Origin of the sequence: Cytobacillus sp. FSL R5-0569, assembly GCF_038007265.1 — a bacterium.
Classification (GTDB): Bacteria; Bacillota; Bacilli; order Bacillales; family Cytobacillaceae; genus Cytobacillus; species Cytobacillus kochii.
Genome location: NZ_JBBOWW010000002.1, coordinates 103,715 through 116,849, shown reverse-complemented (window position 1 = coordinate 116,849; position 13,135 = coordinate 103,715). Strand labels below are relative to the sequence as shown.

At 35.7% G+C, this 13,135-nt stretch carries 11 protein-coding genes and 1 pseudogene; 9 read left to right on the top strand and 3 right to left on the bottom strand.

Annotated features, from left to right (window positions below):
• Positions 1–251: pseudogene (locus tag MKX78_RS24265) on the top strand (MerR type regulator); the annotation flags it as partial.
• Positions 252–471: 220 nt separating this feature from the next.
• Positions 472–1,041 (top strand): cupin domain-containing protein, encoded by a 570-nt coding sequence (locus MKX78_RS24260; protein ID WP_223254522.1) that lies wholly within the window; start codon positions 472–474, stop codon positions 1,039–1,041.
• A gap of 171 nt (positions 1,042–1,212) precedes the next feature.
• On the opposite strand, the gene MKX78_RS24255 is transcribed toward MKX78_RS24260, so the two are convergent.
• The gene (locus MKX78_RS24255) at positions 1,213–1,653 is read right to left on the bottom strand and encodes an Lrp/AsnC family transcriptional regulator (protein ID WP_116354207.1); all 441 of its coding nucleotides are present in this window, start codon (positions 1,651–1,653) and stop codon (positions 1,213–1,215) included.
• A gap of 132 nt (positions 1,654–1,785) precedes the next feature.
• On the opposite strand from MKX78_RS24255, the gene MKX78_RS24250 reads away from it, so the two are divergent.
• Complete coding sequence (locus tag MKX78_RS24250; protein ID WP_116354206.1) at positions 1,786–2,199, top strand: carboxymuconolactone decarboxylase family protein; 414 nt, start codon at positions 1,786–1,788, stop codon at positions 2,197–2,199.
• Positions 2,200–2,440: 241 nt separating this feature from the next.
• Here MKX78_RS24250 and MKX78_RS24245 read toward each other — a convergent pair whose 3' ends face one another.
• On the bottom strand, positions 2,441–3,070 hold the full coding sequence (locus MKX78_RS24245; RefSeq protein WP_307317420.1) for a hypothetical protein: 630 nt from the start codon (positions 3,068–3,070) through the stop codon (positions 2,441–2,443).
• A gap of 626 nt (positions 3,071–3,696) precedes the next feature.
• Here MKX78_RS24245 and MKX78_RS24240 point away from each other — a divergent pair.
• Positions 3,697–4,443 carry a hypothetical protein gene (locus tag MKX78_RS24240; protein WP_307317417.1) on the top strand — a complete coding sequence of 249 codons (747 nt, stop codon included), beginning with the start codon at positions 3,697–3,699 and terminating at the stop codon, positions 4,441–4,443.
• Between the two features lie 35 nt (positions 4,444–4,478).
• On the opposite strand, the gene MKX78_RS24235 is transcribed toward MKX78_RS24240, so the two are convergent.
• A complete protein-coding gene (locus tag MKX78_RS24235) occupies positions 4,479–4,763 on the bottom strand; it encodes an AbrB/MazE/SpoVT family DNA-binding domain-containing protein (protein WP_307317414.1) in 285 nt (94 codons plus the stop codon).
• Between the two features lie 427 nt (positions 4,764–5,190).
• On the opposite strand from MKX78_RS24235, the gene MKX78_RS24230 reads away from it, so the two are divergent.
• The 5 genes from MKX78_RS24230 (at position 5,191) to MKX78_RS24210 (ending at position 12,878) form a co-directional block, all read left to right on the top strand.
• Positions 5,191–5,538, top strand: coding sequence for a hypothetical protein (locus MKX78_RS24230; RefSeq protein ID WP_307317412.1), 348 nt, complete (start codon positions 5,191–5,193; stop codon positions 5,536–5,538).
• Between the two features lie 330 nt (positions 5,539–5,868).
• The gene (locus tag MKX78_RS24225) at positions 5,869–6,369 is read left to right on the top strand and encodes a site-specific integrase (RefSeq protein WP_252188118.1); all 501 of its coding nucleotides are present in this window, start codon (positions 5,869–5,871) and stop codon (positions 6,367–6,369) included.
• A gap of 95 nt (positions 6,370–6,464) precedes the next feature.
• Positions 6,465–8,375 (top strand): site-specific DNA-methyltransferase, encoded by a 1,911-nt coding sequence (locus tag MKX78_RS24220; protein ID WP_341052955.1) that lies wholly within the window; start codon positions 6,465–6,467, stop codon positions 8,373–8,375.
• 17 nt (positions 8,376–8,392) lie between these two features.
• A complete protein-coding gene (locus tag MKX78_RS24215) occupies positions 8,393–10,285 on the top strand; it encodes a site-specific DNA-methyltransferase (RefSeq protein WP_341052953.1) in 1,893 nt (630 codons plus the stop codon).
• The gene (locus tag MKX78_RS24210) at positions 10,275–12,878 is read left to right on the top strand and encodes a DEAD/DEAH box helicase family protein (RefSeq protein WP_307317408.1); all 2,604 of its coding nucleotides are present in this window, start codon (positions 10,275–10,277) and stop codon (positions 12,876–12,878) included. The genes MKX78_RS24215 and MKX78_RS24210 overlap by 11 nt, the downstream gene beginning before the upstream one ends.
• Positions 12,879–13,135: the final 257 nt, after the last annotated feature.

Here is a 13,135-nt window from a genome sequence, read left to right as displayed (position 1 = left end):
TGGAACGCTTCTTTCCTGAAACAGAAGAAGAAACCACGCTTTCTATGGAATATCGAATAAAAGACATTAATATTTACCCGTCAGTTGAAAAAGAAAGTGCTTTAGTGGTATTTGAAGGTTCAACCGTAAATTTAAATAATGGTCAAAGAGAAGATAACAGGATTACTGTAGAAGCATTCTTACAAAATGAAGGGGAAAAATGGATTGTTAATGATTTTAAGCAGATTCATGCAGAAACGTTAGGTTCTTAACTAGGAGGGGGTTAAATTGATGTTGATTTAAAATAACGTCTGATAATTTGTAAAAAAGTTCGATAATTTATAATAAAGTTTGATTAAAATTCCTGTATCAATGCAGGAATTTTTTATTCCGCAATCGGGCCAGATAACGGAATAAGAATTAGCAATGAACTTCTAAATCCGCGGGACATATGATGGGTTTATAATCATATATCTTTGGAGGTATGTTTTAATGAATAACCCTTTTTATATGTATCCTTATTATTCGAACACTTATTATAGTAATGGGCAAATGTGTAATCATGATAATATGTTTGGTCTTGGCTATGGAAATATGTCATATGCTAGGCGCTATGCAAATCAATATTGGTCATATCCAAACACTCAGGGATATACTAGTTCCATATTAAATGACCATGGAAAAGAACCTTTTGTAATAAATATCAATCAGGCTGCTAAACAAAATAATACCTATCGAGATACTATATGGACCGGAAGTCATTTGCAGGTGACCTTAATGAGTATTGACGTTGGAGATGATATAGGGTTGGAAATTCACCCTAAGGTTGATCAATTTCTACGAATTGAGGAAGGTCAAGGACTTGTTCAGATGGGTAAGAGTAAAGATAACCTGAATTTTGTAAGAAATGCGGGTGATGATTTTGCCATTATAGTACCTGCCAATACTTGGCATAATGTAACCAATACAGGTAATATACCGTTAAAGCTTTATTCAATTTATGCACCACCTAATCATCCTTTTGGTACTGTTCATAGAACAAAGGCAGATGCCGAAGGTTAGAAATCTATAGTCTTCTGGAATCGGGCGCAATTATTGAATAAGGTTATACCAGAATCGGGCCATTTTGTGGAATAAGCAGGAACTCGTTCAAGAATTTCCATTATTATTTAAGCATGCTATTTCAATTAACTGTCTGGTAAATAAAGAGTATTGCTTTTGACTGAAAACTTATCAATCCATATTAATTTTTAAATATGTTGAAACTTGTGAAAAAATAAAATGTGTTACAGTATGTGCGATTGGATTTACTTCATCAATAAACTTTTCTGTTTTATCGAACGTTTCAAATTGCATTTTAAGCATATAACACGCACTTCCTGCTATTCGATAACAGAATTCGACGTTTGGAAGTTTCTCAATATAATTTTTAAAAGATTTATAGTCACCATTTTTAACTGTTGCTTCAATTATGCATTGGATTGGTAAACCTAATTTTTCATAATTCACTTCTAAAGTATATTTTTTTATAACTCCAAATGATTCCATTTGCCTTACCCGTTCTGTTACTGATGGGGAGGACAGATTCACCCTTCTCCCAAGCTCGCTCATTGATAGACGGCTGTTATTAAGTAGTTCATCTAAAATTTTTTTATCAATATCATCTATTTTCATTTTTAAAGTCTATCCCCAATAATCGTTAATTTTATAAAAGATTAATTTGATAATCGTTATAAATTTAATTTGTTTTAGTGATTTTATTTTTTATAATTAATTTGTAATTAAATATAACAGGGAGGTACCTATATGGCAAGGATTGTTGGATCTAATTTCGGGGAAACACATTTTCAGAGACTATTGGGGCATAATAAAGAAGTAATGGAAGGATGGAATCAGTTAGGAAATGTGTTAGAAAAAGATGGACTACTAACATCTGAATTAAAGGAACAAGTAAGGAGAACATTAGCCCAAAGTAACGGATGTGAGTATTGTAAGGCGAAAGGAAAACCTGATCCAGATAAGTTTAATGAAAAAACTTCTATTGCAGTAGGATTTGCAGAAGTCTTTTTAAAACAAAAGGGTGACATAGCTGATTCATCTTTTGATATTTTAAAAGAATATTTCACTGAAGAGGAAATAAGTGAATTATGTGCATTTATCTCTTTTACAACTGCTTCACAATATTTTGGTGCAATGATGAAATTAGAACCTTTAAATTAATATTCTATTCATTCCATTATCGGGCGCGATTGCGAAAAAAGTAGTAAAGAGCGATACATATTATACATGACTAATATGTATCACTCTTTATTTTTTATGACTTTTTACGATTTAGGTCTTGATAAATTCCAAAGCTACAATTGAAATTATAAACCATTCACCTTTCCAAAAGAAATTAATTTCGCCTCAGAGCCAATCTGAAGCGTAGTTAATTTCTTTTTTTGCGTAGCTGAAGCATGAACTATTCTTTTTTGCTCAACCAATTATTAATGGCTACTTTTACATTGGTGGTACTGTCTTTTACCTCTTCAAAAATCATGGATAAAAGAGTAAACCAAGATATTTCTTCGTTGTATGGATTATTCTTATTTACATACTTCATGACTTGTTTTAATTCATCCATGCGTGATTGATCGAGTTGTTCATGTAAGAATAATTTGACCATGGCATTCAATAAATTCACATTCTGCACGCTTGCGTCTAGTAATAAAGCGGTTGCTTTTGATGGCGTGACGTCTAAGGCATCTGACAGCTGGCGAATATCTTCATATGTCCACTGGGTGAATCGAACCGAGACCCTTTCGTTTTTAGGTGATTGATACTTTCTTTGTAGCGATTCCCTTTCGAGTTGTCCAAAGAAGGTTGTATTGAAAAACTGGTAATCCCTTCTGAAATATTGAGACAAGTATTCCATGACTTTTCTCGACTGCAATCCTTTTTCGCAAAGGATTTCTACAATATCTTTTACGGGTTGATTAGTGATATAAGACAATCGGTAAAGACAATTTTTTAATTCAATGGAAATGGTCGGTTTGATTTCTCTTTTTTTATCTGAACGAGTTTTTCTTTTCTTTTTCTCCTCTTCTTTCAACAAAACAATCCCCTCATTTCGTCAGTGTGCTTTAAGACAGTGTCATAGTGTCTTAGATTTAATTTATGTATATGAGAGATAGAGAGGGGGTATGTTTAAAAAGATTCATTGTTGACCAAACTTTTGATAAAAGAGATTTGGGGAGGAAAAGTTAAATGAAATTGACCAAAAAAGAAGCGGAAGAGTTGGCGAAAAAATTACATGAGCATAGTAAAAAATACAGCATTCCTTTGAAACCGAAGAAAGCGAAAAAAGCAAAATAAAGCAAAACCTTTCGTTAATGACCGCCACCTTAAGGTGGTTTTTTTTCTTAAGAAAAAGGTCGGCAATAAGGGAAGTTGGGGAGGAATTATGCATGTTTCCATTCATTCTTTAAAAAGAACAAATCGTGCTTAATCAATGAATTTTTAAATGTATAATGATTGGCCAATAAAAGCGCAAACGAAAAGCCAGTTCCCACAAGGGTTCTGGCTTTTTGTAATTGCCGATAATAAGTAGTTATGTCTACTAGAATGTATGGGCGCTGTATATTTTTTGTCAAGAAATTATCCTTTTTAATTAGACATTTAAGCTATAATGAAATTAAAAACAGATAGGTAGATTAAAAGGATAAGGGGATTAGAAAAGTGAAAAAAGCTATATTTATTACAGCTGCTTTATTTTTGTTAACGGGGTGCGGAGATGAGGAAGGAAAAAAAAAGAAAGTAGAAGCGGGTGAAGAAGTCGTCACCGAAGTGTCCCAACCTGAAAATACCGAAAGTAAAGAAATCAAACCTGATACAAAATCAATTGAAGGGGAAACCGAAGATGGTAGAGTGATAACATCTTATCACTGGCATAATATCGAAGCTATGGAGAAAGCGAAAACGATATCGGAAGCTGTAGAAACTATATACGGAACAGACCGATATTATTATGATCATTCCAAAGATGAAATTGAATTAATGACAAATGTTATTGGTGCTACTTATGATAATACGACGTCTGAAAAAAATCCGTTTGTTTTTCCTATTACCAAAAATGAGAAAGATACAATTATAAATTTTGAGAATGGCTTCACGTTTGATTTAGTTATAGATAAAAATGTAGACATGAGAATGGAGATGATTGACTTCTTTCATTTTTTGAAAGATAGCGGATTAATTCAGTCTAGAGAACAGACGAAAACAGGAGCGTTTAACTACTCAATTAATCTTTACTATGAGAGGTTACCAGGGGAAAACTATAGTGAACCGTCAATTAAATGGACAGTTAGTGGAGAATCATTGCTCGAAATGGACTTTTCAAACAAAGAAGGAATATATAGAAAAATTTATGCGTTCGGTGAATATGACGGACCATATCCAAGCGTTGATGAACAAAATCAAGAATAATAAGGAGGACTAGGTCCTCCTTTTAGTATGTGCGATTAAGCATTTACAGTTATGTAATCCTTTAATTCTTCTTGAAGTAGATGAATTGCAGCGGTACTTAATACAATCTTTCCTCCAGCAAGTTCAACGTTGCTATCGCTTATTTCCCCTGTAATCATACATGCACGTGCATGTGAATATTTACGAAGAATAATCTGATCTTCATCTACGAAAATTTCTAGTGGGTCTTTAATGTTAATATCCATTACTCTTCTTAATTCCATTGGTATTACAACTCTTCCTAGCTCGTCTACTTTTCTTACAATTCCTGTACTTTTCAAAATGGAATCACCTCTTATATTATTTATAGATAAATAGGTAGTTATCATAAGAATGTTGGTATTTTGATAAGTTAATTATACCTTTTTTTACATAAAGTTACACAAGGAGGGGTAGTACCAGCCAAGATGTCACCACCCGCAATAAGAAGATATTCCCTACGATGATTTGTCCCAAAAACGTTTGAAGTTAATATTGTTATAAGAAATTTATGTGACAGTTATTTTGTTACACAGTCTTTTAGGCATTTTGTAGCCAATTTATACAGGGAGGGGTATAGTCGTAACTAAATAGATCATTTTTGTGACACCTAATTCCCCTGTAAATTAAGCTTTAGCTTTCATTAAATTACTTGTTGCGGTCTATAGCAGCTTCGCTGGTATTAGGCCGTGTAAACAATTACAAAGTAGAAAGCGTATAGCCGTAAGTGTGAATGATTTAAACGGAAATGGAATTGAAAAAGCTAGTAAGTATTTAAAGAAAGTCGTGGGAATTGACTTTCCAAACCAAGCGGAAGAATGGACGTATATTAATCATTGTAATCAGTTACGGAACTGTTTTGTTCATAACGGAGGAATTGTTAATGAAGAAAACAAAAAATTATTAAAAGCTATTGATGCAATTCCTTCTGTTAGTGCTAGTAATAATTCACTTGATAAGAGATTACGGTTAGAAAAAACGTTCTGCCTTGATTTTATAAAGAATATTGAAACCTTTTGGGAACGGTTAGAGAACGAGTATAAAGAAGTATTATATCCGTTACCTTATTACTTATAAATTTCCACACCACACGATTTAGTAGAGCAGAAGGAATCCTGTCAGACTTGTCAAATCCTTAAATATGAATGGTAGTTGAGTATTTAACATCGAATCTAACATAATAGATATTTTGTTAAATTCGTATATTGGTGGAAAAACCGGAGAAACCTTTGATAATCAAGGGTTTTTCTATTTTTATTGAGGTATATAAAAAAATGAATTTAACGTTTTATATAATAGTGTTATATTTAATTTAACAAAATGAGTAGATGGAGGTGCACCGTGAAATCCAAACGAACTGGGGCGAATGCTGTTGAGCCGATCCGAGAAAAGGAAACAATTCAAAACATGAAGGAAGTACTATTACACCAATCATATAGAAATTACTTTCTTTTTGTTTTTGGGATTAATTCAGGACTTCGGATTAGCGATATAATCCACCTAAAAGTATTGGATGTGAGAAATGCGGAATATCTCAAAGTTCGAGAACGAAAAACAAAAAAAGTGCGTCGCATTAAGATAACTACTACTTTGCGAAATGAAATTGACAAGTACATACGTAATCTGGCAGATTCAGATTATTTGTTTCCATCGAGAAAAGGACAACAACCAATCAGTAGAGTGCAAGCGTGGAAGATTGTGAATGATGCAGCGCGTGAAGTCGGCATTAAAGATGCTATTGGCACACATACGTTACGGAAAACCTTTGGTTATCACTTTTATCAGAAGACAAAGGATGCTGCCATGCTTCAGAAGATATTCGGTCATTCATCCCCTTCAATTACTTTAAGATATATCGGTATTAGTGACGATATGATTGATGAAGCGTTGGATGATTTTGCTTTATAAGAAGGTCATGAACATCCACCGTAAGAATGGTCTGACCAGGAATGCTATTTACAATATTTGTTATTTTGAGGCTGTTAGTTTAGGAGGATAATAGGGTGGAAACAAGGTTACTACAAGAAATCAATACGGTTCTATCAGTTTTCCCGGAATATTGGGAAGGTGATGTTTTACTTAAAACAAAAGTGATTGAGGATTTAAGAGAATACAAAAAAGAGTTGATTGAGAGCTTACTGTCAAACGACGTTATCAAGGAAGTGTACTCGCTCGATATTGCTCATGGTACGATTTTTAAGATTGATGAGTTTATTAGTATGCTTCGATATAAGAACTATTGGGATAACAGCTACACAAGGTTCAGTAATGAAATTGGTTTGACAAGTGATAGCAAATACTTGAAATATAACACTGATGTAGTGTTAGATTTTCCGCATAAAGATTGTGTTCTTGAAGGTGGCATGACCAAAGAGGACTTCAGTAAGCAGGAGGTTTATTATCATAAGGTTTTAGCGAAAGACGAAATTGATATGATGTTGTCTCCTAAATTGTTGACCAACATGCGTAAATATGATCAGAATGGCGAGCGTGCTACCTTAGAGTTTGATGGAAAAGATAACTTGATCATTAAAGGGAATAATTTAATTGCTTTGCACTCATTAAGAAATCGGTTTGCAGGCAAAGTGAAGTTGATATACATAGACCCTCCTTATAACACAGGTGGAGACAGCTTTAAGTACAATGATCGTTTTAATCATGCAACATGGTTAACATTTATTAAAAATCGTTTAGAGATTGCAAGAGAACTCTTGAGTGATGTTGGTTCTATTTGGATAAATATTGACGATGATGAAGGTCACTACTTGAAAGTACTTGCAGATGAGATTTTTGGCCGAAATAATTTTCTTGCTAATATAGTATGGCAAAAAAAATACTCGCCTCAAAACGATGCGAAGTATTTTTCGGATATGCACGATCATATTTTGGTATTTGCGAAAAATAAAGAAACTTGGAAAGCAAATCCTATGCCACGGACTGCAGAAATGAATGCAAGGTATACAAATAGAGATAATGATCCTAGAGGACCTTGGAAAGCTGAAAACTTCTCGGTCAAAACCTATTCTTCTGACTATGATTATGAGGTTACTACACCGGGTGGAAGAGTTGTTCGCCCACCTAATGGACGGTCGTGGGCAACAAGTAAAGAAAAATTTTTGGAGTTAGTTTCAGATAATCGTGTCTGGTTTGGAAAAGATGGAAATAATGTTCCAGCTATTAAAAAATTCTTGAGTGAAGTTAAAGATGGTATGTCTCCTATCACTACATGGACTGGAGAAGAACTTTATGAAAATGAACAAATTTCCAGTTTCTGGCATTATAGTGAGGTATCCCATACTCAAGATGCTAAACGAGAGCTGATTTCTTTAAATGTTGATTTTTCAACACCTAAGCCTGAAAAGTTACTTCAAAGGATTATTAGTATTGCTAGTGACGAAGGAGATATTGTTTTAGATTTCTTTATGGGATCTGCTACCACACAGGCTGTTTCAATGAAGATGAATAGACGTTTTATTGGAATTGAACAGATGGATTATGTTGAGGGTGTTTCTGTTTCAAGGCTGAAAAAAGTCATTGAAGGAGAACAAGGTGGAATTTCAAAAGAAGTAGGATGGAACGGTGGCGGCAGCTTTATTTATGCTGAACTATATCAACTGAATCATCAATATGTTTCTCGAATCCAGGATGCACAATTGGATGAAGATATTAAAGGGATTGTTGCGGAAATCAAAGATACAGCCTTCTGGGACTATAAAATCAATATCGATCGTTTAACCAATGAGGACAGTGAGTTTTCTGCTATGTCGTTAGAAGCTAAGAAGAAATTGCTCATTGAAAGTCTCGATGCCAACCAAATGTATTTAAGCTACTCGGAGATCGACGATGCACAATACGCGATTCCAGAATCCGTCAAACAATTCAATTATTCATTCTATCAAAGAAGTAAATGCTAGTTTAGGAGGATAATAGAGTGGAAACAAGGTTGCTACAAGAAATCAATACGGTTCTATCAGTTTTCCCGAAATATTGGGAAGGTGATATTTTACTTAAAACGAAAGTGATTGAGGATTTAAGAGAATACAAAAAAGAGTTGATTGAGAGCTTACTGTCAAACGACGTTATCAAGGAAGTGTACTCGCTCGATATTGCTCATGGTACGATTTTTAAGATTGATGAGTTTATTAGTATGCTTCGATATAAGAACTATTGGGATAACAGCTACACAAGGTTCAGTAATGAAATTGGTTTAACAAGTGATAGCAAATACTTGAAATATAACACTGATGTAGTGTTAGATTTTCCGCATAAAGATTGTGTTCTTGAAGGTGGCATGACCAAAGAAGACTTCGGTAAGCAGGAGGTTTATTATCATAAGGTTTTAGCGAAAGATGAAATTGATATGATGTTGTCTCCTAAAGTGTTGACCAACATGCGTAAATATGATCAGAATGGCGAGCATGCTACCTTAGAGTTTGATGGAAAAGACAACTTGATCATTAAAGGGAATAATTTAATTGCTTTGCACTCATTAAGAAATCGGTTTGCAGGCAAAGTGAAATTGATATACATAGACCCTCCTTATAACACAGGTGGAGACAGCTTTAAGTATAACGATCGTTTTAATCATTCCACATGGCTGACATTCATGTGGAATCGTTTAGAAGCTGCGCGTGATCTGTTGGATGATGGTGGCTCTATTTGGTTGAATATTGATGACAATGAGGTTCATTATCTAAAAGTCATTATGGACAGCATATTTCCAAATGGATTTGTTGCCAATGTTCTATGGCAAAAGAGAACGTCCCCTGATGCGCGGGCGACTTTAGGTGATGCACATGATCATATTCTCGTCTATACGAATAATGTTCTGAAATTTAAGGAGCAATTGAAGACACTACCTTTAACAGACGAACAAAAAGATCGATTCCAAAATCCTGATGATGATCCGAGAGGTCAGTGGGTTTCATCAGACTTTACTGCGCAAGGATTTAGACCGAATCAGGTGTATACAATCGTGACACCATCAGGAAAAGAATATACTCCTCCACCGGGAAAGTGTTGGAAGAATATAGAATCAGAATATAGAAGATTACGAGAAGAAGGCAGAATATGGTTTGGTAAGAACGGCGATGCTATGCCGCGTAGAAAAACCTATTTATCAGAATCGCCGGGGAGGGTAGCTTGGACTTGGTGGACAAATAAAGAAGTTGGCCATAATCAAGAAGCTAAGAAAGAATCTATTGCTCTGTTTGGAGAAAACAATCCTTTTTCTACCCCTAAACCAGAAAGGTTAATTCATAGAATTGTGACCTTATGCACTGATGAAAGTGATTTAGTATTAGACTTTTTTGCAGGTAGTGGGACAACAGCAGCTGTTTGCCATAAAATGAACAGACAATATATCGCTATTGAGCAGATAACATATGGAATTGATTACACGCCAGAAAGACTTAAAAAGGTAATAGAAGGCGAACAAGGCGGGATTTCAAAAGAGTTAAGTTGGAATGGCGGAGGTAGCTTTGTCTACGCTGAATTATTCAGGTTAAACCAGCAATATGTTACTCGAATCCAGGACGCAAAATCGGATGATGAGATCAACGAGATAGTTAGAACCATTAAAGATTCGGCTTTCTTAGATTATAAGATCAATATAGATCGTTTAACCAACGAAGACAGTGAGTTTGCTGCTTTGTCGTTAGACGATAAGAAGAAATTGCTTATTGAAAGTCTCGATTCCAACCAAATGTATCTAAGTTATTCGGAGATTGACGATGTACAATACGAGATTCCGGAATCCGTCAAACAATTCAATCATTCGTTCTATCAAAATAGGAAAGTGACGGTGAATAATCATGAGCAATGAGATTTTGCACACCCGGATCGAAAAGCGTTTTAATGACATCTTTGAAACACCGCCAGAGATTCCTGATTATCTGTACGATAATTTAAGTCATGAGTTACGTCCGTACCAGAAAGAAGCTCTACGTCATTTCATGTACACGCAGCGTTCAGATGCAGCTGACCTTTCCTTTAATCATTTGCTGTTTCACATGGCGACTGGTTCAGGGAAAACGCTAGTTCTTGCTGCAACGATCCTGTTTCTTTTTAAGGAAAAAGGGCATCAGAATTTTATTTTTTTCGTTAACAGTGATGCGATTATCAAGAAGACGTTTGATAACTTGACCAATATGGCATCACCGAAGTACCTGTTTAAACCGGAAGGAATCGTCATTAACGGAAATACTGTCACCCTTCAGGTGGTAGACGTGTTCCCTGCTTTACCAGCAGACAACACGATCTATCTGAAGCTAACTACGATTCAGAAGCTGCATACGGACTTAACAAATCCGAGGGAGAATGGGCTAACGTATGAATCTTTGAATGAAATGGATCTTGTTCTGTTAGCCGATGAAGCCCATCATATTAACGCACTGACGCGCAGTGACAAAAAGAAACTCAACACCAAAGAGCTTGAAGAAAAGACGTGGGAAAACACGGTATCTCGACTGTTGAAGCAGCATTCTTCCAACCGTTTGATTGAATATACGGCAACCATTGACTTGACGAATGATGCGCTATTCCAAAAATACCGTGACAAGATCGTGTTTCAATACGATCTGAAGCGATTCATGGAGGATGGATATTCTAAAAACGTTGTGTTGCTTCGTGCGAATGAAGATGACGAGCAAAAGATTCTAAATGGAATGCTTCTTAGTCAATACCGTAAATATGTAGCGAAGGATCATGGAGTGGATTTGAAACCAATTATCTTGTTCAAGTCGAATAAGATTGCTACGTCGCTGGATGCGAACAATACCTTTTTGACGCTCGTTGAAGAATTAACAACGGATCGCTTAAAAGCAATTGTCGATAAAGGGGCAGCCGTTTATCAGAATGCTCAAAGTATCTGGCATAAGATGTTTTCCTATTATCAAATGAAAGACTTGAATCAAGTGGTTCGTGACTTGAAGTGGGAGTTTACGAATGAAACAACCTTAAATGCCAATGATTCCGCCTTTCTTTCAGAAGGAAATGCTTTGTTACTTAATACTTTAGAGGATGCGAACAACCCGATTCGTACGATTTTTGCCGTGGCCAAGCTCAACGAAGGATGGGATGTATTGAACCTGTTTGATATAGTCCGTATCAGTGAAGGGGCATCTAGTTCCAAGGCAACGACAGACAGCGAAGCGCAACTCATTGGACGTGGTGCTCGTTATTATCCGTTCGTCCATGAAGGGGAACGGTCATATATACGCCGTTTTGACTTTGCAGGAAGCGATCTGAAGGTTATTGAAACGCTGCATTATCATACGATTAACGACAACGCGTACATCAAGAACCTTGAGAAGTCACTTCAAGCAGCTAATATTCAGGTCAAAGAAGATCAATACGACCGTTTGGAAGCTAAGGTAAAATCTAAAATTCGTAAGATGGATTTCTTCAAGAATGGAAAAATCTATATCAATAAGCTTGTTCCAACGTCCGCAGCTGACTATCAATCGTTCAGTGATTATAACGTGTCGCATGTCTATGACGTACAGTACGAAACAGCGGTTGAGCAGCAATATTTGTCTGGTCAGACGACTACATCTGGAACGAAAAGCTATGAAGAACAGTTGACAGTTTCCAAAACAATTCTGCAGAAGGCGATTCAGAGGAATACTTTCTATCGTTTCAATAATTTGAAGGCTTACATACCGAGTATTTCGAGTATGAAAGAATTTCTCGAAAGCAGGAGATTTCTCGGTGATCTTAAGATCAACCTTTCGTTACCTCAAGGTATGGGCGTTCAAGACCTATCGTCAAAAGAGAAGTTAGTGCTCGTTGAACGATTCCTAGCTTATGCTGAGAAAAACATCCGGTCCAATTACATGAAAGAACGAGGAACACCAGTGTTTGAGGGGGTTGCCTTCTCGAAATTGATTGATGATTATGTGGTAGAGATGAACAAGATTAATCAGAAAGTGTCCAATGTGACGCAAGTCGTGAAGACAAGAAACATGCGCGATCATGATTGGTACATTTACGATAAGGCGATTGTGAATGGATTAGAAAGCGATATGATTGATTTCGTTAACGATTATGTGGAGCGTTTACGTACAAAGTATGAGGAAGTTTATCTTATTCGGAATGAACGAAAAGTCAAAATTGTTGAAATTGATGGCATCCGTGGATTTATGCCGGATTTCTTACTACATCTGAAGGATACTGATTTCACGTATCAAGTCTTTTTAGAACCGAAGGGGGATAACCTTCGGGATAAAGATCAATGGAAAGAGGATTTCTTAATTTCGTTGTCTACTCGATCGGATGTTGAGGTATTGAGTGAGAACGACAATGTTCGTTTAATTGGCATCAAGTTCTATTCAAATGATCGTGAATTAAAACAAGTATTTAGAGAAGATTTCACAGAAAAGCTAATTGGAGATTACGAAATAAAACAGTTGAGCTAATCATGATTGTTTCTGAACAAGTAAGCTGGAAAGAAGCTAAAGAAATAGACGCAATTTAGGGGTAGTACCAGCCAAGATGTCACCACCCGCAATAAGAAGATATTCCCTACGATGATTTGTCCCAAAAACGTTTGAAGTTAATATTGTTATAAGAAATTTATGTGACAGTTATTTTGTTACACAGTCTTTTAGGCATTTTGTAGCCAATTTATACAGGGAGGGGTATAGTCGTAACTAAATAGATCATTTTTGTGACA